This is a genomic window from uncultured Veillonella sp. (assembly GCF_963551295.1).
In the GTDB taxonomy this organism is placed as follows: Bacteria; Bacillota; Negativicutes; order Veillonellales; family Veillonellaceae; genus Veillonella.
In genome coordinates, this window is the sequence record NZ_CAUVFT010000031.1 from 1 (window position 1) to 25,319 (window position 25,319).

Sequence of the window (25,319 nt, forward strand, 5' to 3'; positions counted from 1 at the left end):
TTAATTCAAAAATTAAAAGACCAAGTAAAACCATTAGGTAAAAAAATCGTGTTGCCAGAATACAAAGATGAACGCGTATTGAAAGCAACTGAAATTATTTTGAAAGAAGGTTTCGTAACACCTGTACTCGTTGGTAGCCCTGCTGAAATCGCTGAAGCTGCTAAAGCCGTTGGTGTATCCATTGAAGGTGCTGAAATCATCGATCCTGCTAACTACGATCGTTACCAAGAAATGGTTGACACATTCGTAGAATTGCGCGCTAAAAAAGGTATGACTCCTGAAAAGGCTGATGCAACTATGAAAGGTGATTGCTTGTTCTTCGGTGCTATGCTTGTTCGCCTTGGTGCAGTAGACGGCATGGTTGCTGGCTCTGCTTGCCCAACTGCAAACGTATTGCGCGCTGCATTACAAGTAGTAGGTACTAAACCAGGTCTTAAAACTGTATCTTCTTCCATGTTCATGTTCACAAGCAAAAAAGAATATGGCGACGACGGTATGCTTGTATTCTCCGATTGCGGCGTATTGCCTAACCCAACTAGCGAACAATTGGCTGATATTGCAGAATCTACTGTAGAAAAAGCTCGCAAAGTTGTTGGCATGGCTGATCCTCGCGTATCCATGTTGTCCTTCTCCACAAAAGGTTCTGCTTCCACTCCTGAAGTAGATAAAGTGGTTGAAGCTGTTAACATCTTGAAAGCACGCAATGTTGACTTCAAATTCGACGGCGAATTACAATTGGACGCTTCCATCGTTCCTTCCGTAGCAGAAAAGAAAGCTCCTGGCTCCAACGTAGCTGGTAAAGCTAACATCTTGATCTTCCCTGATCTTCAAGCTGCTAACATCGGTTACAAATTGGTACAACGCTTCTCCGGCGCTGATGCTCTTGGCCCATTGATTCAAGGTTTGGCTAAACCAGTTCATGACCTTTCCCGTGGTTGCTCCGCTCAAGACGTTGTAGACGTTGCCGCTATCGCTGCTGTTGAAAGCATCTAATAGTTACTCACACAATTATATATATAAACATATGTAATATATATTTTGATATGCTGAAAGCTGGCTCTATGGGGCCAGCTTTTTGTATGTTCAATATATATCCATATATTTTTATATCCATTACTTTATGTTATTTTCTACAGCCTTACCATTGTTGTCATGTTACTTTCAAATTCGTAGCCACTGCGACAGACAGAATCCATGGTTGATCGTATAGTATAACTATAAGAATATAGATCGGCGTAAACCATTGGAGGTGTATCTTATGAGTTTTGGAACTATTGATAAATCCATGACCGTAGCTGATGCGGTTAAAGTAAATCCAGAGTTAATGGATGTATTAGCAAAAGATGGAATAGATTTTTGCTGTGGTGGTGGACATCCTTTAGCAGAGGCTATTGCAGAAACAGGTAAAGATGTGGATGCATACATTGCTATGTTAAATGATGTACAAGTTGCTCAGAAATCTTCTCGTGCAGAGGTGCTTAGTTATTCTAAAGACCAATTGATTGACTACATCGTTCATACCTATCATCGAGAACAATTGAATATGATTGATGAAATTGACCAAGGATTGGCAAAACTACTAAATGTACATTATGACCATCATGGTGAGGAATTGACAAAGATTTATCAAGCCTTTTTGCAACTCAAATCCGCTCTTGTACCTCATTTCCGGCATGAAGAACATGTAGACTTTCCTGAGTTTAAAGCGGGTAAACCAATAGACTTTGATGAACTTCGGGCTGAACACGAAGCTGCAGGTGTACTTTTGGAATCCTTAAGTGCATTGACCAACCAGTACACAGCACCAGCAGATGGCTGTGCTACTTATGTCTATGTATTTAAGACCATGAAAGCCTTAGAAGAAGGTCTTCATGAACATATTTTCTTAGAAAATTCTGTTTTGTTTGACATGAAATAGATTATAATATCATCTGTATAACGACAAGGCTCTATTGCAAAATGGACCCTTGTATGTAGTAAAGACACCAATCGAATGGTTGGTGTCTTTTGTTATCTTGAGAATCATGAGTTTGTAGCTATAGTATGGGGGAAATACATCATTTGCGTAAATTCATATAGAAGGTGTATGATTAAGTTAACTATATTTGATTAATATCGTTAATCAATATATTGAGTAAATGCACTTGATATATACAGGTGTAGTTATGTTTGAAGTCGTGAAAAGGAGAGGGCTATGATTTCTGTATTCGACACAAATCCTGTTGTTTTTGAAAGTACGGATCGTATATTGACGGTTAGTTACAATGGTGTACTCTGTAAAGATTCGAATGGTCAGGTGATAATTGACATTGATTTTGATGACGTAAATGAGCTTCATCTTACAAGATATTTAAATTCAAATAGTAACTATTCGATTATATTTAGAGACCATAATTGGAAAAATATTGAAGGCCAAGATTTAGATACTGACCGTAAGGAATCTAATGCTGGTCACAATATTCGTGAAACTAAAGCGATCATTGCTGCCTTTGCTCGCCATAAATTGACAGCGGACTTCCCTGCAAATTTAGACACCCTTCAATTGCCACTAGATTACTCCTACATGGGGAAACGAGAAATTACTATTAAAAACGGTGTTATCTCAAATGGCAAGGTAGATATCCCTATTAATGAAATCCGTCGCGTAGTGTGTGCATCTAATGGTACAATTAGTAAACTACTAGTGTATAAAGAAGAAAAACCTAGTTCCTTCTTCAAAAAGATTTTCGACAAATGTGATATGAAAATCACGTTGAATGCCATTACGTTGCCTTTGTTGGAAGCTATCGTAACGCGTAATACCGGACATGGTATCGACTTCTCCCGCGGTAATGGCTTTGATCAAAAGGATTCTAACTATATTATCATTCGCTACCTCGACTCTGGATTCTTTCTTGATAAGGATGGTACGGCACCTACAGAATGGCAGCAAACTGCTGCTGATAGAACAGCTGCCTTTGATTATGATGTGCGTTATAAATATAATAGAGATTTTTAATTTAAATTAGGAGATTCCATGTCTGTATATCAATTTTCCCTGCCTACTAAGTCTGGGGAATTACAATCATTACAAACATTTGAAGGCAAAGTTCTTATCATTGTTAATACGGCGAGTAAATGTGGGTTTACTCACCAATATGAGGGACTAGAGGCTCTTTATAAGCAATATAAAGAGCAAGGATTAGAAATTATTGCGGTTCCTTCCAATCAATTTGGAGAGGAAGAACCTGGTTCTAATAACGAAATCCAATCCTTCTGCAAATTGAATTACGGTGTCACTTTTACAGTTATGGGGAAAGCAGATGTACGCGATGAAAGTGCATTAGATCTTTTCAAATACATGATTCGAGAACATCCATTCCAAGGCTTCCCACCTAGTGATAAGACGGAAATGCTTACGGATTATCTTAATGGTATTGACCCTAATTATCTTAATGATGATGAAGTAAAGTGGAATTTTACTAAATTTGTTGTAGATCGTAAAGGTAATGTAGTGGGCCGTTTTGAGCCTGTTGTAAGCCCAGAGGAAATGGAAGCTTTCATTAAAGAACTGCTATAATTTAATAGGCATGATTTGCAATTCTTATAATTATTAGCTCCTATAATTCTTGTTATAGAAAATAAAACTGATTGAACTGCACCCCAAAAATTGGACACAATTTTTGGAGGTGCAGTTTTTTATGTCAAAATACTCAAAAGAAGTTAAAGAAAAAGTCATTAGCCTTTTTGAAAAAGAATTAACTCCCTTTAGAATTGCTAAGGAGCTTGCAATTCCTGAAAGTACTGTAAAAAATTGGCTACACAAGTTTAACCTTAGTCATAATTTGACCCATAAAATTGGTAAACAAGTATTCTCAGCAGATTTTAAATGTAAAGTTCTTGAAACTAGGTGGAAAGATAAGTTATCCTTTAAAGAAACAGCAGCATTATTTAGTTTAGATAATCCTAGCCTAATTGCAGCATGGCAAAAGCGGTATTTAGAGGAAGGGATTTTGGGGTTGCAACCCAAGCCAAAAGGTAGACCACCTATGAAGACTAAGAAAGAAATTAAAATACAAGTAGATTCAAGCCAAAAATCAGATAAGGAACGTATTAAAGAACTGGAAGCTGAAAATGCTCGATTAAAGTATGAAATATCTTTTTATGACGACTTTATGAAAGAAATGCGTGAAATAGCTAAACCCAATAGAGCTGTAAAAAAAAGCACAAACAATTGCCATTGAAAGATTAAGAAACATATATCCTTTTCAGTTTATGCTCAAATACTTTGGTATTAGTCGAAGTACGTATTATGCACGCCTAGTTAGCATAAAGAAGAGAGACAAATATGTTGAAGAACGAGAGGCTATTCATACACTTGTATCGATGAATAAAGGTCGTTACGGATATCGCAGAATCAGAATAGCATTACATAAATTAGGCTTCAATGTGAATCACAAAGTTGTGATGCGTATTATGAAGGAAGAAAACTTAACATGCAAAGTTCGTCTAAAGAAGTACCGTTCATATAGGGGTACCGAAGGAAAAATTGCTCCTAATATTATTAAGCGAAACTTTACTGCAACAAAGCCAGATCAAAAATGGACCACAGATATTACCGAATTCCACTTGTTTGGGCGTAAGGTTTATTTATCACCAATCTTAGATCTGTATAATGGAGAAATTGTATCCTATGAAATATCAGAATGACCTGTATTAACACAGGTGTTATCTATGCTGGATAAAGCCTTTAAGAATAGGCCAGATAGCAAAGGCTGCATCTTGCATTCAGATCAAGGCTGGCAGTATCAGCATAGTACGTATCAAGAAACATTAAAAAATCACGCTATCATCCAAAGTATGTCTCGAAAAGGAAACTGTTTGGATAATAGCGTGATGGAAAACTTCTTTGGCTTACTAAAATCAGAGTTGTTATATTTAGAGGAATTTACTTCCTATGAAGATTTTATCAACAAATTAAGAGATTATATTGATTATTACAATACAAAACCTATTAAGCTCAAATTAAAAGGAATGAGTCCGGTAGAATACCGAACTCATTCCCAAAAAGTAGCTTAATTATATCTGTTCAAGAAAATGGGTGCAGATCATAAAACCGCATTCTGTTACAGCTCTCTTTTTGTGCATCTTTGATTACAGGTTGGAAAGAAAATCGTCACCTTGATTAATAACCAATTCGTGCGTTGGCGAGGATAATTTTCGTTTTGACATAAATCTCTTATTTGCAAATTAATAATACAGACTTTGGTTATATTCGTCTATTGTGTTTTGTCTGTTGTAGTATTCAGACTGTCCATCATAATATCCGTCATTGTACCCTTCGATATAATCGTAGTTACGACCATAATTAGATTCTGCCCAATGTCCAGACGAACCATGTATATATCCAGAGTTATACCCTATGTCATAGGCATAACTACCATTTGGATTATTGTAGAACGCATTGGATGAAAAAGCACAAGATAATAACACAATTAAAGCAACTAAAAATTTCATAATACAATACCTCCTTTTAAGGCCAGTATAATACGTATTATTATTTAGTGCAATATATTCTGTAGTATTTAACTTAATAGTATAAATATTTTGTACATTATCTACATCATATGTAACTATACCAACAACTTTACCTCTAAGTTCCATAGAATCATCTATAAACCACTAACATCTAAAATAACATGACTATAGGTATTAATATTGCCAGATCTTTTTATCTTGTCCTTCTGTACCACCTATTGGTAATGATAAGCAACTTGAGGATAGATCATTAATCTCATTGTCGTCTGCCTAAGAGAATGTTTGTCATGTATTAGTATATATAGATTTTATTTTTATATCGCCATTTATTAAATATGAAAATTTTTTGTCGATTTTAGTCACGCTATGTATTTCCAAAATAGCTATAGTTTTCCAAACTGTTTCTTGTCTAGATACGTTATTCGTAACCCATCTAGACGTTAATCTAGTTTTGTGATAGAGTCTAATGCTTGCTTAGTTATAGTGACAGGAACTATGTATTGTCTAGGAATCCACATTGGTATTCGTATTTACCATTTACAAGTTTATTTTCGCAAACGCTATACGATATATTTCAGCAATACGACTATGATGATTTTATATTTTGATATACAACAACTAGATATATATTTGATAATATTCGTTAGTCCTAAAAACAAAATGTCAAAGCACGATTATAAAGAATGCTTGCATACGTTACACTGACTTTTATTTTTCTCTATTCTCATCCTCAAAAATAAAGCCCGTCATGGATAGGGAGCCCGTATTATAGGTTTGGTTAAATACTGTTGGCTGTAAGCCTTCGCTAGCGCCCATAATATAAATCAATGGGAGGTAGTGCTCTGGTGTTGGCACTGCGTAGTTTGCTTGAGGATAATCGGAGTAATTAATGACCGTATTTACATCGTTTTCTAATACAGCGTTGGTAATATATTGGTCAAACTCAATCGTAGCAGGGGAGCCCGATGGATTTTCCCATTCCAAGCGTCTTAAATTATGAACAATATTACCACTGCCCATAATAAGATAGCCTTCATCGCGTAATGACTGAAGTTTTGTTCCTAGTTGATAGGCTTCTTTTGGGCTCAGGTGTTTGTTGATAGATAGTTGGACAACTGGAATTGATGCATCAGGGAACATGTGAACTAACACGGTCCACATGCCGTGATCGATGCCCCAAGTGTCATTTATAGAAACGGAGTTACCCAGTAATTTTTGTACTTCTTTCGTTAAATTGCTGTCACCCTTTGCAGGATATACAACTTCGTAGAGTTCTTGAGGGAATCCATACATATCGTAAAGTTGTTTTGGATTCTCTGCGCTTTGAATGTAGGTGCCATCTGCATACCAATGGGCGGAGATGGCAAGTATGGCTTTTGGTTTGCCATAGTTGTTGATAATATTTTGTCCTATACTTGTGAAAGTATTTGTTATTTCTGTATGTTCTAAGGCCATCATGGGACTACCATGGCCTACGAATAATGTTGGCATGCGTTTCATAATATCACCTACCGTATATAAATATAAAAATATTATTTGTTTAAAAGTATTGTTTTTATTATAAGTGATGGGTATTACTTGCAGTCAATAGCCCGCGGTGTCTTTATATACGTTGTTTTGTATAGGGAGGAGGATTGTTGCATATAGAGACATGAAAATAGATTGAGATATTAGTTTTGCACCGCAGTAAAACGTTGACGACCTGCGTTACCATTTGCACCGATTACTAAAATATTCATGATGATTCTCCTTATTCTGAAAGTATCTCTTTTGTTGAAAGAGTAGTTCTTTAAATGTGATTGAGTAAATTATTATCACTACTAGCGATCTTTAAGCCTTACTCTACAGTTAATACTGTGTTCACCTGATGTCCTCATTATATAGATGTGCAAACATTTTGAATAGTAGAATTATTTGAGATAGGTACTATCAAAATTGATAGAATTGTGGTGTTTACTAACTAAAAATTTTTTAAAAAGTTTTGTACCCAAAAAAAAGATACTATAAAATACTTGCAATACTAAAAAATTGTGATATGATTTGAACTAAATTAGAAAGAAAAGGAGAATGACAATGGCAGAGCAACTCGTAAATGTTCATGATCTAGTTGGCAGATGTCCTTTTGCAACGAGTCAAAAGTTATTGGCTGGTAAATGGTCTTTGTTGATCATGCATGAATTATCTGAAGGTCCTGTGCGATTCCGTGAACTAGAGCGAAGATTATATCCAATCACGCAAGCAACTCTTACAAGAGCGTTGCGTCAAATGGAGGATGATGGCCTTGTACATCGTGAAGTATATGGTACAATTCCACCTAAGGTTGAATATAGCCTTACCGAAGTGGGGGCCGGTTTTAAAACAGTTCTCGCATCCCTTGAAAATTGGGGCAACCAATATATCGACTATATGAAAGCCGCTGGCCGCATCTGAGAAATGCCAGCGGCATTTCTTATCAAATTTGCTATTATTAAATTGTATTAGCCCGTTCTATACCTAAGCGTAGGCATGAAAAATATGGTATAATAAAAAATACGAATGATATAGATTCTCAATAAATTAGAGGTATTGATAATAATGTTACATGTTACTTTTTTAGCGCATAGCGGATTCCTCGTAGAGGATGGTAAGCGTTGCTATGTGTTTGATTATTATAAGGATCCTAATAATATTGTTTGGCAATTGGCAAAACGAGGTCGTGAGCTTTGGTTCTTCGTGACACATACTCATGGAGACCACTTTAATCCGTCCATTACGGAATTTGATGGTCCTCAAACGCGCTATATTTGCCATCAAGATGTGCCGTTAGAAGGCAAGGTAAAAAAATGTATTACCATGCGTCCTGGCCAAGATGCGATATTAGATGATGTAGGCATCCATATGTATGGCAGCACCGATGAAGGCGGTTCTTTTTACGTAAAGACAAATACGGCGAATATCGACTCTGACTCTATCTTCCATGCAGGCGACCTTAATTGGTGGCATTGGCTTGGCGATACGCCAGAAAACAATGCGGATGCAAAGCGTATGGCTTGGCGTGAGTTCAAGGAATTAGACGGCTTATCCGTAGATGTAGCGATGTTCCCAGTAGACAATCGTTTGGAAGACGCTATGGAGTGGGGTAGTATTGAATTTTTGCGCCGTGTACAGGTGAATAAAGCCTTTATTCCAATGCATTTAAATGGTCCATTATGGGCACCGTCTGTATACTTTAAAGCTCTCTTTGGGGAGGTGCCGATTTGGGAACCTCAAAAAGATGGCGATGAGGCTACCTTTTAGATTGTAGATATAATTTGTGAAAGTCCGTAGGCCTCGAGGTCACTACGTTATATAGGGATAGTCTATATGCGCAATTGAGTAAGTTAGGATCAAGTGATGATGAAAACCAAACCAGTGGCAACCACCCTATTGGTTGTCATGGCTATTATATTTTTAATTTCATATCCGCAGCGACATGATATATTTTGGGCCTTTATCATGCATATCTCTGGGGCAGCTATGATAGGTGGCCTCGCGGACTGGTATGCAGTAACGGCTCTCTTTACGAAGCCTTTAGGCATTCCTTTCAAAACGGCAATTTTGCCGCGCAGTAAGGAACGGTTAATTCAGATAGGCCGCACTATGCTCAGCGAAGAGCTATTGCGCGTGCCACAGATGTATTATGCTATCAAAAAAGAACGCGTTATGGTCCGTATCGTTGAATACGGCATGAGCGATGTGGGACAAGTTCAAATTCGAAATCTCTTGTACGGTGTGGGCAATCAAGTTTTATCTCATATGGATATTGAACCGATGCGCCAAGAGATTAATAAGGCCATTTATAAGGGAGTTACAAACTGGAAAGCAACACCCCTTGTTATTCTCTTTGGTCGTTGTATGCTAGAACGTCACACAGCAAGCGTGTTTTGGCTTTATTTTAACCGCACATGTCAGCGTGTTATCGCATCAAATCAGGTATACCCGTATTTGTATCGCGTCATGCTAGACATTATGAAAACTTATACAAAGGATTCTTTCTTTCGCGAATTGGCTATCGCCTTTGGTGGAGATGGACTTTCACCAGAACGATTGGTAGAAACGGTACAGAAAAAAGCTGTTAAGTTCTTGAAGGAAAATGAATCTATCGATTCTGCATTGGGGCGCTATGTATGGGGCCAAGCAATTCGATTCTTCAATAACCTAGAAACCAATACAGAATGGCAAGCTTTCATCGAAGAACATAAAAATCAGTGGATTAGAATGGTTCTTGAAGAATGGGAAGGCAAACTTATCGATGGGGATACATTGGACTGGAAACGCCTCATGGACATCGTTATCGATCGCTTTAATGTGCTCGGCACCGAAATTTTGTTGAATCCAGATAAGCAGGCGCCGTTTGAACGGTTCTTCTTGTTGCGCAGTATTCCGTGGTTGCAGAAGTTGAACCCGCTCATCGATAGTGTGGTAGGTCAGGAATTATCTCGTTACTCGCCTGATGAGATCACACAAATCGTGCGCGGTAAAATGTATTATGACCTTCAAATGGTGCGTATTAATGGTTCCCTTATAGGCGCTGTCCTTGGCGGCATCTTATACGGTTTGACCATCTTCGTAGAGGGGGTGCTCAAATGATTAGTTATTTGAAATCCCTTACCTTGAAACAGCGGGCTAATGGCATTCTAGGCTTGACTGCCGTATTGTATTGTTTTGCTTTTGTAGGACAATTTTTCTTTGGCTATGAAAGTTGGTATCAACCGTTGTACTGGGCTGTTCAATCTGCCCTCATCGGCAGTGTGGCTGACTGGTTTGCTGTAACGGCTTTATTTCGCAAGCCACTAGGCTTCCCATATCATACAGCGCTAATTCCTCGCAATAAAGATCGCCTCATTAATGGTGTCATTAAACTTGTAGAGACGAAGATGCTTACCAAGGAGCGTTGTAAGGTATTATTGAAAAATGTGCAATTTGTGCCATTGTTTGAAAAGTTCTTGTTGTCTCCTGAGGGGCAGAGAGCAGCGCGCCTTGTGATTCATCAAGGACTACACCTTTTATGGAAATCTCAAACTAATGAAGAATGGGCACAATGGGGGGCAAAACGCATTCGCGGGTTGCTTCAACAACATTCTCTCGTGCCTGTTTTGAAACACGTATTACTCGATTTATGTGAGCATAATCGCTATGAAAGTATGGTTGTGCAAGTTTTAAACGTGGTTCAAGAACGGATTAATCATCCAGCTATGGTTACCTGGCTTACCGCTGTCGTAGCAGAAGAGGCACATAAGAAAAAGCGAAAAGGCTTCTGGTCTGATTTCCTTATTTCTATGTCCGAAGCTACCGATGTAGTAAACTATCAAGAAATGGCAGAGGCTATTGTCCAAGAGGCCTATGCTATGTTGGAAAGCTGGAAACGACCCAATAGCCCTGAACGAACAGCTTGGTTGCGACAATGGGTAGAACCAATTCGTAATATTGAAGAGAACCATGAAGTCTGCGATGCTCTTGATGAAGCGTGGAAACGTTGGATTCGCGAACAAGATTGGGAATCTGTTATCGAAAACCATTTATGCCCTTATATAGAAGAATTATTGCTCGTAGGGGATGAAAATGGGGAGACGCCGGCTCAGGTTTTAGTTAATATTGCTCTTGAATTATGGAATGTATACGGTCAATCAGAAGATCTTAGAAATCGTATTGAAAAAACCTTACACGATATTGGCGACTACGTACTTGAACAAGGGTATGACCTCATTGAAACTATCATACGTCAAGTATTAGGTGGTCTCAGTACAGATAAATTTATTTACTTTATTGAATCTAAGGTGGAGGATGATCTCAGCTGGATTCGTATTAATGGCGCTATCGTTGGTGCTGTAGCGGGTCTACTTGTATGGACCTTCTTAGAATATGTATATATGCCGTTTTGGCAACAATTTGTAGGATAAAGTTAATTATCTATAAGTTGCTTTAAAACTAAATACATAAAAACTAGCATATAGAAGGAGCTTCTATATGCTAGTTTTTTATGGTTTAATTAATTTCTACATTATGGGCTTTTTGGATTAAAATTGATATAGAAAAGGGACTGACCAATGGGCAGTCCCTTTTATGTTATTCTTCCGTTGTGTTGTACGGCAATCGCACTGTAAATGTAGTCTTTACTTGTGGTTCACTCATGGCAGTTACTGTGCCATGGTGTAAGTTAATAACTTTATTTACAAAGTATAGACCTAGACCTATACCGTGATTAGATTTTTTGTTTCGCGATTGTTCCGTCTGATACATACGATCCCAAATATGATCCAGAGCTTCAGGTTCGATGCCAATACCATTATCTGTTACGGTAATGACTAAGTCTCTGCCTACGAGTTTAGCCGAAATATCAATAGTAGAGTTTGTAAACTTAATGGCATTGTCCACTAGGTTTGTGATAGCTCGACGTAATGATACTTCGTGAGCATTCATATGTAAATTAGGCTCAATGTGAGATGTAATCGTAATCTGTTTATCTGTATTTTCTGTACAAAGTCTTGTATAGTCGTGCACCATATTGGATAACATCAGTGATACATTGACAGGTGCAAAGCTTAGACCTTGTGCATTTTCAAGGCGGGCTACATCAAGCAGTTGGCTTACAAGATTAGTCATGAATTTAGCTTGCTCTAAGATATGTGTTAAACCTTCCCGTAAATCTGCTTCCGTACGACCGTATTTTAAAGCAAATTCACTTTCTGCTTTAATAACAGCAATTGGTGTTCTCAATTCATGAGATACGTCAGAACTAAACTGTCTTTCACGATTGGAAGAATCCTCAAGGCCTGAAATCATACGGTTAAAGGTTGTGGTCAGTTCGTAGATTTCATCTCTTGCCGTGCGAGCAGGAATGTCGATACGACGGCTCAAGTCGTTATTTTTACCGATGACTTTAGCTGTTTTCGTCAAGGTTCGAACGGGCTTAAGTCCTTTTTTGATGAAAAGATAACCACCTAGAGAGGAAATTAGTAAGAAAATGATATTTCCTAATAATAGGCTGTATAAAAGGTTTTCCGTCTTTTTAGAGGCTGTTTTTACTTTTGTAACAGCACGCAAAATACCACGATAGTTTGGTTCATTGACCGGTGTATCGTAGTAGTAGAAGGTATCATCGCCTGCAGCAATTTCACCAACTTGGCCTAAGGAAAGAATTGTTTGGTTTGGAAACCCATCTGGCAAGGCCCCTTTAATAATATAGCCGTCTTGAGTTGATACAAAGAAGAATGTATTATCTTGGTACGGTTTAAACTTGCGGATATCCGTAGCCATAATCATCGCTTGCTGCTGTAAGCGCTCGCGCACTTCTTTGTTATCGGATTCATGTGTATATGCGTAAATCCATGCGGATGCAACCATCAAAATGATAAGCAAAAAGATGGTATACCACGACATAATTTTAAAGGTTAGGGGCAGCCGATTAAATAAATCGGTGGCTGCCCCAGACATGGTATCTAGATCTCGGTGAGGATCATTAGTTTTCTGTTTTGAGGACATACCCTACTCCACGAACCGTTTGAATGAGTTTTACATTTTCATCAGTATCAATTTTCTTACGCAAATCTTTAATGTATACGTCGATAAGGTTAGAGTAGCTTTCATAATCGTATTCCCAAACATGGTCAAGGATTTGTTGACGAGATAATACGATATTTTCGTTACTTGCTAAATAGAATAATAGGTCAAATTCTTTTGCAGTCAATGTAATTGTTTCGCCGTCGCGTTTAACTGTACGTTGAGGAACATTGATGGTAAGTGGACCTACATGGATATCGTTTTGTGCATGACGCGCATTACGACGAGCCAATGCATAAATACGAGCAGTTAACTCTTCAAGATCGAAAGGTTTTACAAGGTAATCATCCGCGCCAGTGTTAAGGCCTGTAACTTTATCTTGTAAGGAATCCTTTGCTGTTAAAAGCAATACCGGCGTTGTATTACCGTCGTTACGCATTTGTGCGAGAGCACTGATACCATCGAGGATTGGCATCATAATATCCATTACGATAACGTCATAGCTGGATGTGTTAACGTAATCGATCGCTTGTTGCCCGTTGAAGCATGTATCAACTGTCATATTCTCTGCACGTAAATATTTAGCCGTGATACCATTCAGCATTTCTTCGTCTTCTACAAGTAAAATTTTCATTCTCTGTTCTCCTTATGTATGATTTAAAAATATAGCTCTCCAACTACATTAATTATAGTCATTATATATATATATAAACTTCCTTTTTTTGAAAGCTACAACACCATATAAGGTGACTATATATATAATATTATATAACTTATTTATCTATTATCATACCTTATACAATAGTAATGAGCAAAAGATGAATGTACATGCGAGTTTACAAGACTTTTCTTCATCTTTAAAAGCCTTAAAAATGGTGAAAGACAGAAACTTAATGAATTCTGCTAATGAATAAAATCTAACTATATCGAAGATTGCCGTATGCGCATAGATGAGGATGATTTTATCGATTTTAGATGATGTGCAATAAATCACTAAAAAAACTTATGATAATTATTATCACAGGGATAAATACTTGTTATGAGCGGAGAAAAACGATAATTTTCGATAATTAAAATCTAGGTGAATTTGGTAGGAATTTAATGGATATTAATTATTATAAACTGTTAGTAATGATTAAAAAGCTAGTATTTATGCGGATTATATAGATACCAAAGGAAATAAAAAAGTAGAAAAATTTCGGAACCGAATTACTTTCGTAAAATTCTTAACTTCTTGTAAAAATTATTCATATAGTTATTTTTTTGACTCCTCTTTTTACCTTAAAAATACTAAGTGAAATAAATTATCAATTAGATTAATCAAAATTAATTATGCATAATAGGGTTTAGACATGACCTGAAATGCTCTCTATAATTATAGGTAAAGGAATAAGAAAAATCGCATAAGTATGGGGTTTTTCTTGAAAGAAAAATGATTAGGTTATCAAAAATTTTTATAAGTTTTTGAAATGAGATAGTCTAACAGGTTTCTTATTAATAGGTAGTTATGAGGAGGTCATTATGGAACAGTTTGATGTTCTAGTAGTAGGTAGCGGTGGCGCCGGCATGCGTGCGGCTCTTGAAGTAGGTCGTCGCAAAGGCTTAAAAGTAGCTCTTATTACTAAAATTTTCCCAACTCGCTCTGCAACAGCAATGGCGCAAGGCGGTGTAAATGCATGTTTGAACAACGTTGCAGCTGAAGATACAGTTGAAACTCATACTTTTGATACTGTAAAAGGCTCTGACTATCTTGGCGACCAAGATGCAATCGAATTCTTCTGCTCTCGTTGCCCAGAAGGCGTACTTGAAATGGACCACATGGGTGCTCCATTCTCCCGTACTGAAGAGAATAAAATTGCGCAACGTAACTTCGGTGGTCAATCCTATCCACGTACTTGCTACTCTGCGGATAAAACTGGTCATATTATTTTGCACACAACTTACGAACAATGCTTGAAAGAAGGCGTACACTTCTTACAAGAATGGTACCTTTTAGATCTTGTTAAATCTGCAGAAGGTCACGTTGGTGGCGCTGTTGTGTGGAACATGAAAGAAGGTAAAGTAGAACAAATTAAAGCGAAAGCAATTATTTTGTCTACTGGTGGTGCAGGCCGTATTTTCTGGACTCGTACTACAAACCCATTCCTTTCCACTGGCGATGGTATGGCAGCAGCATTCCGTGCCGGTAATGGTTTGAAGGATATGGAAATGATCCAATTCCATCCGACTGGTCTTGGTCGTACCGGTATCTTGATGTCTGAAGCGGTTCGTGGTGAAGGTGGTTATCTTCTTAATTCTGAAGGCGAACGTTTCATGAAAAAATATGCGCCTAACAAAATGGAATTGGCATCCCGTGACGTTGTAGCGAAAGCAATCGAAGATGAAATCGCTGCAGGTCGTGGTTTCGGTTCCGGTCTTAACGCATACGTAGTAGCTGACCTTCGTCACTTAGGTCCTGAAGTTATCATCGAAAAACTTCATGGTATTCGTGACTTGGCTATGACTTTCGAACATTGTGATCCATTGACTCAACCGGTACCTATTCGTCCAACATGTCACTATACAATGGGCGGTATCGACGTAGTGGATTACAAAACTTGTGCATGTGAATTGCCTGGTTTGTTCGCTTCTGGCGAAGCATCTTGTATCTCCATCCACGGTGCGAACCGCTTGGGTGGTAACTCCTTGGCAGACGGCGTAGTATTCGGTAAAGTATCCGGTGCTGGCGCAGCTGATTATGCTGAAACACATGAACAACCTAACGTAGATGCGGAACTTGCTGCAGCTGCAAAAGCTTGGGAAGCTCGTTTCACAGAAGTAACATCCCGTGAAGGCGGTCGTCCGGTTGTAGAAATCCGCGATGCATTGGCTGATGCAATGTGGAATAAAGTAGGTATCTTCCGTAATGAAGAAGGTATTACTGAAGCATTAAAAGAAATCGAACAATTGATTGAAGATTATAAAACTTGTTATGTAGGTGACCCTGAACGTACTTACAACATGGCATTCGTAAACTATTGTGAAATTGGCTCCATGTTAACAGTAGCAAAAGCTATTGCTATGGGCGCTTTACACCGCCGTGAATCTCGTGGTGCTCATATTCGTGAAGACCATCCTAAACGTAATGATGAAAGATACTTAAAACATTCCTTGATCAAATTAGGTGCTGACGGTCAATACGAATTAACAGAACGCGACGTAGTGTTCACTAAATACGAACCACAAGAAAGGAAGTACTAAGATGAGACAAATCACCTACCATATTCACCGTTACCAACAAGGTCGCGCGTTTGTACAGACTTTCAAATTCGATTACGAACCTGACCGTACAATCCTCTGGGGCCTTCAAAAAATTAAAGATACTCAAGATCCAACATTGACATTCTTGGCAGCTTGCCGTTCCGCAGTTTGCGGCGCTTGCTCCATTCGTGTAAATGGCGAAGCGATGCTCGGCTGTGAATCTAAAATCGATGAATTAACAGAACGTTATGGCACAGACGAATTGACAATCGCTCCAATCGGCAACTTCCGTGTTATCCGTGACTTAGTTGTTGATTGGGAATCCAAAGTTGATCGCTTGAAAACAGTTGCTCCTTGGATTTTCCTTAAAGCTGAATTCAACGAAGGGGACAAAATCGTTCGCCAAACTCCAGCTGACTTCAAAAAATTCGTTGCTGGTACAGAATGTATCCTTTGCGGTTGCTGTGCGTCTGAATGTAACAAATTGACTGCTCGCGAAGACGACTTCTTGGAACCATATGTATTCACAAAAGCTAACCGTTTCGTATTGGATAGCCGTGATGATGCACCTATGGCTCACATTCAACCTGCATTCGACAACGGTCTTTGGAAATGCGTTCACTGCATGAACTGTATCTCCCGTTGCCCTAAACACTTAAAACCTGCTCAAGACATTTCCAACTTGCGTAAAGAAGCTACAAAAGCTGGTCTTACTAACAGCAAAGGCGTTCGCCATGCAGTTGCTTTCAAAGAGGACCTTTACAAAACTGGTCGCTTGAAAGAAGTTTCTATGAGCTTGAAATCTGATGGTGTTGTAGATTCCGCTAAACAAGCATTCTATGCATTGCGTTTGTGGAAACACAGCAAAATCAACCCATTTGAACTTGTAGTACCTCAAAAACCTGTAAACGGTATTGATGGTGTTCGCAGACTTATGAAAGCAGCTGAGGAGGTAAGCAAATAATGAAATACGCATTTTTCCCAGGTTGCGTTCTTGAAAGCGCTGCCAAAGAAGATTACTTAGCAACAGTTGCTGTAGCTAAAAAATTAGGTATTGAGTTGGAAGAACTTGACGGCTGGACTTGCTGCGGCGCTTCCCACGTTCAAGATATCGCTCCAGAAGTTACACTCGCTACAAACGCACGTAACATTGCATTAGCAGAAGAAAAGGGTTTAAACCTTTTAACTGTATGTAATACTTGTACTTTGATGCTTCGTGAAGCTAAAAATGAACTTGATGCAAACGAAAAAGAAAAGAACGAAGTTAACAAAAAATTAGCTCAAATCGGTAAACAATACCGCGGTACAACTGATATTACTCATTTCTTATGGGTATTAATCCGCGACTACGGTTTGGACAAATTGAAAGCTAAAGTTGTTAAACCTTTAACTGGTTTACGTGTAGCTGAATACTATGGCTGCCATATTCTTCGCCCTCAAACTGAATTGGGCTTCGAAGATTATCAAATGCCTACATCCTTAGCAGATTTGATCTCTGCTATCGGTGCTACACCAATCGACTTCTCCCGTAAACTTGATTGCTGCGGTTTCCATGCTGTATACCCTGCGCATGATTCCGTAATGCAAATGACTGGCTCTATCAATAAAGATGCGGCAACAGAAGGTGCAGATTGCGTAGTTACTCCTTGCCCACTTTGCCAAATGCAACTTGATATGTTCCAAAAAGAAGCTAAAGAAGTTGTTGGCGGTGGCAAAGATATGCCAATCTTGCACATGTCCCAATTAGTAGGTCTTGCTCTTGGCATTTCTCCTGCTGAAATGGGTATGCCTAAACGTCACTTAACTGATACTGCGGCAGTGACAAAATTTGTAGGTTAATTCGTTTGATTTAGACATGATCAGAGTTGGTCTATATAGTAGTCTGAATCTAAACCTATTATCATAATTACCAGAAGAATCCCCTAGCTTAGGCTAGGGGATTTTTCTTTTTTATAAATAGAGCTCCAGTAATATTAATGGTAATAGATTTGGATTTAAGTGTACTGAAATATTAATCGTGAAATATATATAAACCGATAAATGTAAAATAAATACAGTAAAATACTAACTTTATAAATAAATTTGATTTTGATATCGATTGATAATTGTAGTATAATAAGTACACAAATTGTATACACTTATATGAGTAATAGCTAATATGTTGTAATTCATAAATTATTATAATGCTATATATACTAGACTATACAATATAAATTTGGGAGATATTATATTGGAAATACTAGTTATTATGCTTTGAGAGGGTGATTAGCATTATAGAGTGTATATACGGGGGGAAAATAATGAATGATATGCTATTAGAATATATCGATCGAATGATTGATCAAGAGACAGAACATCGTGTTTTTTCTGTGGATTTTAACAACAAACAGTACTTTGTAAAACAGGATATAAGTAACCATCGCTCTAGTTGGATTAAGCCCGCACCTAGAGCTTCTTTTGATTATGAGTTTTACAAGATTTCTTTTGTGAATACGCAATTACCAGTAGCTCCTGTTATTGCTGGTTTTAGAGAACATTATTTTGTTACAGAAGATTGTGGCAAAACGTTAACATATTATAGCCAATTGCCTGCTCAACATCCAGAGGATGATAGTTTGCAAGATATGTTAAGTCATATTTTTTATATGTTTGGCAAGACATTGGGGCGCTTGCATGATTATGGTTTAAGCCATGGTCGTCCTGCCATGCGAGACATTACTTATGAGCCAGAAGAAGATAAGATTACTCTGCTAGATTGGGAGAATAGCCGTCGTTGGCCTGAGTTAACACCGCAAGGCTGGGATTTACTCGTCTTTGTTCACAGTTTTTTCCGAGAGGATAATTTACCTATATGTTATCTATATGCTATGATGAATGGCTATAGCTCAGCTTGTACAGCCCGTGAGATCGTTCTACATATAAAAGACATTCTGGATAAACATGAATATCTTTTTAAATTCTGTCGTATGTTAAATCCTCTACATTTTGTGGACACTGAAGCCGCTGTTAAAGCATATGACTTTATGTTGGCTTTGAAAACCGAATAATATGTATATGGATAGTACTCGTAGTAAGAGCACTTTATAGACCTTTACCGGTGTTATCTAGATTGATAAACTTCTAGATAACATTAGGTAGAGGTCTTTTTCTATTTCAATTTATAGTATTACAGTCAGAGTTCAGCTACTTTCACCATAAGTACCTTAAATAACGGCAAGAGGGTTGTCGAATGAGGGCCTCAGGAATATAAGAGGGTGAAAGGAGGTGATACGATGGCTAACATTAAACGCACTAAATTGGTGTTGCGTTTTAACATCGGTACCGAAGATGCGCCGAAGTACAAAGACGTAACCTATACTCGTGTTGCGGAAGAAGCGTCTGACGATCATGTGAAAACCGTTGGTAATGCGCTGGCAGCCTTGTATGACCACAGCTTGTCCGACGTGGTCCGCGTCAATGAAGTATCCTTAGGACATTAAGTGTAGGTTTTCTACCATTTTGTTTTAGGTGATCCAAACACATTTTTAATTGCTGGTTTCGTACATTCTTATATAGTCGTAAAAAGGTGTAGAAATAGCAAGTCCACACATTCCCATCCTTATTGATATGAATCGAAGATACGTATATTTGTAATCTAACATGTTTATAGCCTATCTAGATTCGATGAACTTGTTTATGAAACGTGAAAGGAGGCGCCCACATGGCGGAAAAACGCGTTGTATATCTTACATTTTCTACGGTCGGTGGTAAAAGCACATCAGTCACAATTAGTGCTCCTCGTGCTGGAATTACTTTACAAGATGCTAAAACAGCGGCTAATGCGTTAGTTGCTAATAAAGTCATTCTTGGTGCTGGTGATGCAGAATTAGCAGCATTTACTACGGCTCGCGAAGTAAAGACACAAACTACTGAATTGCAATAGTACTGATTATGTACGATGTGATTTTGTTAGTGGAAATATAATTTAATAAAAAGAGACCTTGATCAAAGCAAGGTCTCTTTTTGTGTTGCAATTGAGACGTAAGTTCAAAATTATTTCAGGTTTATAATTTATAATATCCTTTATAATGACTGGTATTTATATGATATTGGAAAATATAGTATGATATGGTAGACTTATTAAGTGATTTTGATTATCGTTTTGATGCAACTTGATTTATTTAAAACTAGTTTAGTAGGGGAGAAAATAAGTTTATAGAATTAAGCTGTTAATAAAGGAGGTTTACGATGAAAGAGGCTTGGGAATTATTCTTACATGGTGGATTTGTTATGTGGCCGTTACTAGTGGCCCTTATCATTGCCGTAGCTATAGCGATTGAACGTATAGCTTATTATCGACAATTGAAGCGGGAAATGTTTGCTCTGAATGATGCATTAGAAGGGAGCGAAATGAACTGGCAATCCTTATTAACTACCTTAGAATCTAAATATACAGCTAATATTTCGTATAATCTACCTCGCGTGCTTGGACAGTGTCAGGATCGTAATGTATTGCAGTCTAAAATGGAGGATATGGTGGCTCATGTTTATACGCACGCTTCTCGTGGCCTTGATTGGCTCTCTACCATTGTTACGATAGCACCATTATTAGGCTTGCTTGGTACTGTAACGGGTATGATTGGTGCCTTTCAGGTATTCGGTGCTGACGGTGCGGTACCTACTGCTATTACCGGTGGTGTGGGGGAAGCCCTTGTCGCAACTGCTTCCGGGCTTTGCGTGGCTATTGTAGCGTTATGTTTCCATGCTGCATTTACCCATCATGTACGCATGACGATATCTCGTTTAGAAGATTCATTTTCTCGTGTTTTAGATTCTTATGATCGGGGGCATGCTGCATGAAACGAATGAGTCGTATGGAGGGAGAAAAGCCTACTTTAATGGTTATTCCTATGATTGATATCATCTTTTTCTTGCTCGTATTTTTTATGATTAGCACCATATATACAATTCCACAACAATCCTTATCTATTATGCTGCCAAAAACGAAAACGCAGCAGTCCGCTGAGTTGCGCCCGGTTTTAATTGATTTTGAAAAATCTGGGCAGCTGATGATAGATGATGGGTATGTGACGAAAGAACAGCTTATTAGCTCTGTGAAAGCCAAGATTGGAGAGAATAAAAATCAAAATTTCCTTATTCGTGCCGATAAGGATTTGAGCTATGGCAAGGTCGTGGAGTTAATGGATGATATGAAAGTAGCTGGCGCTGCAAGTATTAGTATTGCCACTGTTAATAAATAGGTGATGCTATGGCGAAAAAATATATAGATGTGTGGAAATACCCACATATGACCTATAAAAAAGCCTTTGTTATTGCTACTATTATCAGTATTATTACGGTTGGTGTTGCTTTTATTTCCTTTTCTGATTACATCGAATCTCAAATGACCGGATCTTTGCAAATTAATTTTCTAACGGAACAGGAAGCGGAGAAACAAGTAGAAGAAATTAAAGAGCAGATTAAAGAAGAGAAGGTTCATGAGCTTCAACACCAAAAAGAATTGGAAAATAATAAAGTTCAATCTGATAACGGTGGAGCCGGTCATGGAGGACAAAATGGAAACTCTGCTGTTCCTACAAAAAGTGATATAAGTCCGTCTAGTCAACAAGCGAGTGTTGGTGAAACAGGTACTATTAAACAATCTTCTGTCGGTAGCAATACGGGGAGTGGACTTGTCGGGCCTGAAGGTCCTGGAATTGGGTATGCATCAACAGGAAGTGGAGAAGGGCTTAGCAATCGTGAGGGTACAGGAGGCACCGAAGTAGATGTCGGTGGTGGCGGCACATTTAGTTATGATGGATATTGGAGTAATTTACAAAGTGCAATTAATAGTAATTACCCTACAGATGCATACACTATGGGAATTCAAGGTGATGTAACACTAAGAATTTATTTTGCCCCAGGTGGCAGTGTTGCCAGTGTGGAAGTTCTTAATTCTGATGATCCTATGTTATCAGAGCATGCTATGGAATATGCTCGCAGTATTGGTGGCGCTGAAAATTCTACAGGTACACAACAATATGCAGATATTACAATTCACTATAATTTATAAGTATAATGAAAAACTAGTGTCTTTATGGATACTAGTTTTTTTATATGTATATATATTACTTTGATAACATAAAATAATATTGATAGTTATTCCTGATGAATATATAATTGAGATTAGATATCGTTTTATACTATTAGAGCCCTAATATATTTTCTGGAGGTGTGTGATGAAAAAGTCATGGGCAGCACTATTGTGTGTTGTATATCTAACGTCTGTTGCAGGTGTGGTAGGTGCAGAAAATAATAGTTCTACAAGTGTAGATAGTATGAATGAATCTCAAAATACTGTAAGTGATGAGCAGTCAAGACGCATGAAAGATATTACGGTTACGGCTACTCGTACGGAGGCATTAGTTCGCGATGTGCCAATCGCGACAACGATTATTTCACAAGAGGAAATTAAAGATCGCCAATATCGTAATTTAGAGCAAGCCTTACAAAGTGTGCCAGGCGTTGCTTTCAGCACCGATGCTCATGGTGGACAAAATATTACGATGCGTGGCGCCGAATCTCGTCATACATTAATTCTTATTGATGGACGACGTGTTACGGGAGAGTTGACGAAAACGAGAGCTAATGCCATGGGCTGGCTTCGTCAAGGCATGGATAATGTGGAACGCATTGAAATAATTCGTGGTCCGTCGAGTGCCCTTTATGGTTCCGAGGCGAACGGTGGGGTTATTAATATTATTACAAAGCAATCCAGAAAGCCAAGTGTAGAGGTTAATACTGAAATTTCTCGGCGTGATGCATCGAGTGCGACGGGATATAACTTCAATGTATTGGCTCGTAGTGGACAACAAGGAAAGTGGAACGGGTCGATCGGTGCCGGTATTCGCAGAAATATAGCGGGAAATAATGATTCTGGATCGGATAATAACTATCATGGTGACAGGATACCGCTTCATTTTGACGTATCTTATCAAGCAGGAAAAAGGGATAAATTTTCCTTCTTTATAGATCGAGAAACTGAAGACTTGGATATGAATACGAGAAAAGGCAGTGCTTTAACTCAATCGGTTGATAAAAATACGACTACTACAAGTACAGGCCTTCGTTGGAATGGTCGTCGCGGTCGGTCATCGCTTATGGTGCAGTCTTATTACAATCATTACAAAGACACTTATGATCAATATAAACGCACGGGTGGCATAAAAAAACTATCCATTTGGGATGAATATTATAATAAAGAATGGATTACAGATGCACAGGTTAACACGGCAATCAATAAGAAGAATCTCTTGACTTATGGCGTTCAATTCCGCCGTCAAGAAGCGATTAGTACGCGTATTAATAATGGCTCCATTGCATGGTCAAGAACTCGAGAAGGCATTACAGATACCGCGGGTAAGGCAACCATTAATTACGGTAGTTACTTTGTGCAACATCAATGGAAACCTAGTCGCAAATGGGTAATTATTCCTGCGGTTCGTTATGATACGTCAAATACATTTGATAGCCATTGGTCGCCTAAGATTGGTGTTACCTATAAAGCAAATGATAGTCTTCGCTTTAAAATGAACTACGGTGCAGGCTATTCCACACCTGGTATGACGGAAATGTATCATCATTGGCTTATGGCATCTAATGTACCGAGAGGGCGATTAGGGGCTTTCGATATATATTTGCAAGGTAATCCTAATTTGAAACCTGAAAGCTCTTATAACTTTGATTTCTCCGTAGAAAAAGATTGGAAACGGACAAATGTTAAGGCGTCCTACTTCCACAATGTGATTAAAAATTATATTGAAAGCGGTGCCAGTCGTATTGATATGGCAAATCGCCGTATTTATATTTCGTATTCCAATTTACCTCGTGCTGTATTGCAAGGTGTGGAATTATCTGTAAATCATAAACTCAATGATAAATGGGATGTATTCGGTAACTATACTTATTTGGATGCAAAGAATGACGTTACCCATAATCGTCTGTTAAACCGTGGTCGTCATGTATTTAGTGGTGGTGTTAATTATCATCAAGGCCGTTGGACTGGTGCGTTCTGGGGTAACTATTACATTAACTACCTCGATGGCATCGATGCTATCGTTGTTAACCCACGTCTCAGTATCCCGAAAAAGAAAAATATTCAAACTTGGAACGTCATGGTTACTCGTCAGTTGAATGACAATGCATCCATGTATGTAGGGGTTGAAAATATATTTGGTGAAAAACAAGACTTACGGGATATTCATGGCGCCACTTATCGCATGGGTCTTAACTTGCGTATGTAATAGTGAGATATTAATGTACGCATGAAATGCTGAGGCCTTAATGTATGAATGAAATAGATGCGTATGTATTGGCGTATGTAATATAGTGGCATTAATTTGAAACTATAATGTATGAGGTTTAGCTTGCATAAGTAATCTGCGAGGTGATCATTATCAATAAGCCGTTATTATGTTTATTGGGGATTGTTTCCGTTGTGGGAGCTTTTACTACGGTTATGAGCTTTGAAGGCAAGCGAGAGGTATTCAGCGAGGCAGGTGCTATTCAGATTGAAGATGATACGAAGCAAATTGTGTCGTTGCCAAGTGTAGCAAGTCGTGTAGTATCTATTTCTTCGGCGGATAGTGAATTACTCATCGCTTTAGGTGTTAGCCCCGTAGGCGTAGTAAATTCAAGGGAGTTACCGGCAGAGGTGCAGGCTAAAATTGCACAGTATCCGAATATGAATAGTGCTGTATCTCCAAGTATTGAACGAATTATTATGTCCGACCCGAATCTCGTTATCGGCATTGCAATGCCGTTTCAAACGGCATTGCGCAAAGCTTTTAATGCGAATCATATTCCTAGCTTTTACCATTTATCCTCCAATTATGATGACATCATGGACCATATTCGACATGTGGGAATCATGACCGGTCGTGATAGGGAGGCAAATGCGCTGGTCCGGAAATATAATGATATCTTAGAGGCAATCATACAGCGCCATAAAGATGAGTCGGCACCGCGTGTCCTCATCGTTTTTGGGACACCTACAAGTTACCAAC

Annotated in this window: 26 protein-coding genes; 22 read left to right on the plus strand and 4 right to left on the minus strand. The window is 38.3% G+C overall.

The features are described from left to right. From pta to RYO55_RS08150, 7 genes are all read left to right on the plus strand, one after another. On the plus strand, positions 1-993 hold a 993-nt coding region (gene pta, locus RYO55_RS08125), incomplete at its 5' end, for a phosphate acetyltransferase (RefSeq protein WP_314984992.1). A 265-nt stretch (positions 994-1,258) separates the two neighbouring features. After that, positions 1,259-1,918, plus strand: a complete 660-nt coding sequence (locus tag RYO55_RS08130) for a DUF542 domain-containing protein (protein ID WP_314984993.1) — start codon at positions 1,259-1,261, stop codon at positions 1,916-1,918. A gap of 276 nt (positions 1,919-2,194) precedes the next feature. Then, complete coding sequence (locus RYO55_RS08135) at positions 2,195-2,998, plus strand: hypothetical protein (RefSeq protein WP_314984995.1); 804 nt, start codon at positions 2,195-2,197, stop codon at positions 2,996-2,998. Positions 2,999-3,016: 18 nt separating this feature from the next. After that, positions 3,017-3,559 carry a glutathione peroxidase gene (locus RYO55_RS08140; RefSeq protein ID WP_314984996.1) on the plus strand — a complete coding sequence of 181 codons (543 nt, stop codon included), beginning with the start codon at positions 3,017-3,019 and terminating at the stop codon, positions 3,557-3,559. Between the two features lie 121 nt (positions 3,560-3,680). After that, positions 3,681-4,223, plus strand: a complete 543-nt coding sequence (locus tag RYO55_RS08145) for a helix-turn-helix domain-containing protein (protein WP_314984997.1) — start codon at positions 3,681-3,683, stop codon at positions 4,221-4,223. A 31-nt stretch (positions 4,224-4,254) separates the two neighbouring features. Then, positions 4,255-4,689 carry an IS3 family transposase gene (locus RYO55_RS09750; protein WP_399554518.1) on the plus strand — a complete coding sequence of 145 codons (435 nt, stop codon included), beginning with the start codon at positions 4,255-4,257 and terminating at the stop codon, positions 4,687-4,689. A gap of 24 nt (positions 4,690-4,713) precedes the next feature. After that, the gene (locus tag RYO55_RS08150) at positions 4,714-5,058 is read left to right on the plus strand and encodes an IS3 family transposase (RefSeq protein WP_314984998.1); all 345 of its coding nucleotides are present in this window, start codon (positions 4,714-4,716) and stop codon (positions 5,056-5,058) included. 171 nt (positions 5,059-5,229) lie between these two features. On the opposite strand, the gene RYO55_RS08155 is transcribed toward RYO55_RS08150, so the two are convergent. After that, positions 5,230-5,496: a hypothetical protein gene (locus RYO55_RS08155; RefSeq protein WP_314984999.1), complete on the minus strand. Its 267-nt coding sequence runs from the start codon at positions 5,494-5,496 to the stop codon at positions 5,230-5,232. Positions 5,497-6,225: 729 nt separating this feature from the next. Beyond that, positions 6,226-7,017 carry a 4,5-DOPA dioxygenase extradiol gene (gene ygiD, locus RYO55_RS08160; RefSeq protein ID WP_314985000.1) on the minus strand — a complete coding sequence of 264 codons (792 nt, stop codon included), beginning with the start codon at positions 7,015-7,017 and terminating at the stop codon, positions 6,226-6,228. A gap of 573 nt (positions 7,018-7,590) precedes the next feature. Between ygiD and RYO55_RS08165 the strand changes: the two genes are divergently transcribed. From RYO55_RS08165 to RYO55_RS08180, 4 genes are all read left to right on the plus strand, one after another. After that, positions 7,591-7,947 carry a helix-turn-helix domain-containing protein gene (locus RYO55_RS08165; protein WP_302498918.1) on the plus strand — a complete coding sequence of 119 codons (357 nt, stop codon included), beginning with the start codon at positions 7,591-7,593 and terminating at the stop codon, positions 7,945-7,947. Between the two features lie 144 nt (positions 7,948-8,091). Beyond that, positions 8,092-8,793: an MBL fold metallo-hydrolase gene (locus RYO55_RS08170; RefSeq protein WP_314985002.1), complete on the plus strand. Its 702-nt coding sequence runs from the start codon at positions 8,092-8,094 to the stop codon at positions 8,791-8,793. Positions 8,794-8,889: 96 nt separating this feature from the next. Further along, a complete protein-coding gene (locus RYO55_RS08175; RefSeq protein ID WP_314985004.1) occupies positions 8,890-10,125 on the plus strand; it encodes a DUF445 family protein in 1,236 nt (411 codons plus the stop codon). Continuing rightward, positions 10,122-11,435: a DUF445 domain-containing protein gene (locus tag RYO55_RS08180; protein WP_314985006.1), complete on the plus strand. Its 1,314-nt coding sequence runs from the start codon at positions 10,122-10,124 to the stop codon at positions 11,433-11,435. The genes RYO55_RS08175 and RYO55_RS08180 overlap by 4 nt, the downstream gene beginning before the upstream one ends. Before the next feature lie 166 nt (positions 11,436-11,601). Here RYO55_RS08180 and RYO55_RS08185 read toward each other — a convergent pair whose 3' ends face one another. Together RYO55_RS08185 and RYO55_RS08190 are read right to left on the minus strand one after the other, a co-directional pair. Continuing rightward, on the minus strand, positions 11,602-13,017 hold the full coding sequence (locus tag RYO55_RS08185) for a HAMP domain-containing sensor histidine kinase (protein WP_278467490.1): 1,416 nt from the start codon (positions 13,015-13,017) through the stop codon (positions 11,602-11,604). After that, the gene (locus RYO55_RS08190; RefSeq protein ID WP_004698139.1) at positions 12,995-13,669 is read right to left on the minus strand and encodes a response regulator transcription factor; all 675 of its coding nucleotides are present in this window, start codon (positions 13,667-13,669) and stop codon (positions 12,995-12,997) included. The genes RYO55_RS08185 and RYO55_RS08190 overlap by 23 nt, the downstream gene beginning before the upstream one ends. An 887-nt stretch (positions 13,670-14,556) precedes the next feature. On the opposite strand from RYO55_RS08190, the gene RYO55_RS08195 reads away from it, so the two are divergent. From RYO55_RS08195 to RYO55_RS08245, 11 genes are all read left to right on the plus strand, one after another. After that, on the plus strand, positions 14,557-16,275 hold the full coding sequence (locus RYO55_RS08195; protein ID WP_302497992.1) for an FAD-binding protein: 1,719 nt from the start codon (positions 14,557-14,559) through the stop codon (positions 16,273-16,275). Position 16,276: 1 nt separating this feature from the next. Continuing rightward, positions 16,277-17,239, plus strand: coding sequence for a succinate dehydrogenase/fumarate reductase iron-sulfur subunit (locus RYO55_RS08200; protein ID WP_008714753.1), 963 nt, complete (start codon positions 16,277-16,279; stop codon positions 17,237-17,239). Next, a complete protein-coding gene (locus RYO55_RS08205) occupies positions 17,239-18,114 on the plus strand; it encodes a CoB--CoM heterodisulfide reductase iron-sulfur subunit B family protein (RefSeq protein WP_004698224.1) in 876 nt (291 codons plus the stop codon). The genes RYO55_RS08200 and RYO55_RS08205 overlap by 1 nt, the downstream gene beginning before the upstream one ends. A gap of 461 nt (positions 18,115-18,575) precedes the next feature. Continuing rightward, positions 18,576-19,322 carry a hypothetical protein gene (locus RYO55_RS08210; protein ID WP_314985008.1) on the plus strand — a complete coding sequence of 249 codons (747 nt, stop codon included), beginning with the start codon at positions 18,576-18,578 and terminating at the stop codon, positions 19,320-19,322. A gap of 225 nt (positions 19,323-19,547) precedes the next feature. Next, positions 19,548-19,754 carry a DUF1659 domain-containing protein gene (locus RYO55_RS08215; RefSeq protein WP_004698290.1) on the plus strand — a complete coding sequence of 69 codons (207 nt, stop codon included), beginning with the start codon at positions 19,548-19,550 and terminating at the stop codon, positions 19,752-19,754. A 221-nt stretch (positions 19,755-19,975) separates the two neighbouring features. Further along, positions 19,976-20,197: a DUF2922 domain-containing protein gene (locus tag RYO55_RS08220; protein ID WP_004694662.1), complete on the plus strand. Its 222-nt coding sequence runs from the start codon at positions 19,976-19,978 to the stop codon at positions 20,195-20,197. 305 nt (positions 20,198-20,502) lie between these two features. Then, positions 20,503-21,114, plus strand: coding sequence for a MotA/TolQ/ExbB proton channel family protein (locus RYO55_RS08225; RefSeq protein ID WP_302497991.1), 612 nt, complete (start codon positions 20,503-20,505; stop codon positions 21,112-21,114). Continuing rightward, the gene (locus tag RYO55_RS08230) at positions 21,111-21,515 is read left to right on the plus strand and encodes a biopolymer transporter ExbD (protein ID WP_004698134.1); all 405 of its coding nucleotides are present in this window, start codon (positions 21,111-21,113) and stop codon (positions 21,513-21,515) included. The genes RYO55_RS08225 and RYO55_RS08230 overlap by 4 nt, the downstream gene beginning before the upstream one ends. 8 nt (positions 21,516-21,523) lie before the next feature. Continuing rightward, positions 21,524-22,327: a TonB family protein gene (locus RYO55_RS08235; RefSeq protein ID WP_314985009.1), complete on the plus strand. Its 804-nt coding sequence runs from the start codon at positions 21,524-21,526 to the stop codon at positions 22,325-22,327. Positions 22,328-22,493: 166 nt separating this feature from the next. Beyond that, positions 22,494-24,557, plus strand: a complete 2,064-nt coding sequence (locus RYO55_RS08240; protein WP_314985011.1) for a TonB-dependent receptor — start codon at positions 22,494-22,496, stop codon at positions 24,555-24,557. 215 nt (positions 24,558-24,772) lie between these two features. After that, a partial coding sequence (locus RYO55_RS08245) for an ABC transporter substrate-binding protein (RefSeq protein ID WP_314985013.1) occupies positions 24,773-25,319 on the plus strand: 547 nt, incomplete at its 3' end.

Coding starts and splice junctions, on each gene's coding strand:
- RYO55_RS08180 (WP_314985006.1), top strand. CDS start 10,122: ATGATTAGTTATTTGAAATCCCTTACCTTGAAACAGCGGGCTAATGGC.
- RYO55_RS08195 (WP_302497992.1), top strand. CDS start 14,557: ATGGAACAGTTTGATGTTCTAGTAGTAGGTAGCGGTGGCGCCGGCATG.
- RYO55_RS08175 (WP_314985004.1), top strand. CDS start 8,890: ATGATGAAAACCAAACCAGTGGCAACCACCCTATTGGTTGTCATGGCT.
- RYO55_RS08200 (WP_008714753.1), top strand. CDS start 16,277: ATGAGACAAATCACCTACCATATTCACCGTTACCAACAAGGTCGCGCG.
- RYO55_RS08210 (WP_314985008.1), top strand. CDS start 18,576: ATGAATGATATGCTATTAGAATATATCGATCGAATGATTGATCAAGAG.
- ygiD (WP_314985000.1), bottom strand. CDS start 7,017: ATGAAACGCATGCCAACATTATTCGTAGGCCATGGTAGTCCCATGATG.
- RYO55_RS08130 (WP_314984993.1), top strand. CDS start 1,259: ATGAGTTTTGGAACTATTGATAAATCCATGACCGTAGCTGATGCGGTT.
- RYO55_RS08140 (WP_314984996.1), top strand. CDS start 3,017: ATGTCTGTATATCAATTTTCCCTGCCTACTAAGTCTGGGGAATTACAA.
- RYO55_RS08220 (WP_004694662.1), top strand. CDS start 19,976: ATGGCGGAAAAACGCGTTGTATATCTTACATTTTCTACGGTCGGTGGT.
- RYO55_RS09750 (WP_399554518.1), top strand. CDS start 4,255: ATGCTCAAATACTTTGGTATTAGTCGAAGTACGTATTATGCACGCCTA.
- RYO55_RS08215 (WP_004698290.1), top strand. CDS start 19,548: ATGGCTAACATTAAACGCACTAAATTGGTGTTGCGTTTTAACATCGGT.
- RYO55_RS08170 (WP_314985002.1), top strand. CDS start 8,092: ATGTTACATGTTACTTTTTTAGCGCATAGCGGATTCCTCGTAGAGGAT.
- RYO55_RS08150 (WP_314984998.1), top strand. CDS start 4,714: ATGCTGGATAAAGCCTTTAAGAATAGGCCAGATAGCAAAGGCTGCATC.
- RYO55_RS08185 (WP_278467490.1), bottom strand. CDS start 13,017: ATGTCCTCAAAACAGAAAACTAATGATCCTCACCGAGATCTAGATACC.
- RYO55_RS08205 (WP_004698224.1), top strand. CDS start 17,239: ATGAAATACGCATTTTTCCCAGGTTGCGTTCTTGAAAGCGCTGCCAAA.
- RYO55_RS08240 (WP_314985011.1), top strand. CDS start 22,494: ATGAAAAAGTCATGGGCAGCACTATTGTGTGTTGTATATCTAACGTCT.
- RYO55_RS08155 (WP_314984999.1), bottom strand. CDS start 5,496: ATGAAATTTTTAGTTGCTTTAATTGTGTTATTATCTTGTGCTTTTTCA.
- RYO55_RS08230 (WP_004698134.1), top strand. CDS start 21,111: ATGAAACGAATGAGTCGTATGGAGGGAGAAAAGCCTACTTTAATGGTT.
- RYO55_RS08135 (WP_314984995.1), top strand. CDS start 2,195: ATGATTTCTGTATTCGACACAAATCCTGTTGTTTTTGAAAGTACGGAT.
- RYO55_RS08190 (WP_004698139.1), bottom strand. CDS start 13,669: ATGAAAATTTTACTTGTAGAAGACGAAGAAATGCTGAATGGTATCACG.
- RYO55_RS08165 (WP_302498918.1), top strand. CDS start 7,591: ATGGCAGAGCAACTCGTAAATGTTCATGATCTAGTTGGCAGATGTCCT.
- RYO55_RS08145 (WP_314984997.1), top strand. CDS start 3,681: ATGTCAAAATACTCAAAAGAAGTTAAAGAAAAAGTCATTAGCCTTTTT.
- RYO55_RS08235 (WP_314985009.1), top strand. CDS start 21,524: ATGGCGAAAAAATATATAGATGTGTGGAAATACCCACATATGACCTAT.
- RYO55_RS08225 (WP_302497991.1), top strand. CDS start 20,503: ATGAAAGAGGCTTGGGAATTATTCTTACATGGTGGATTTGTTATGTGG.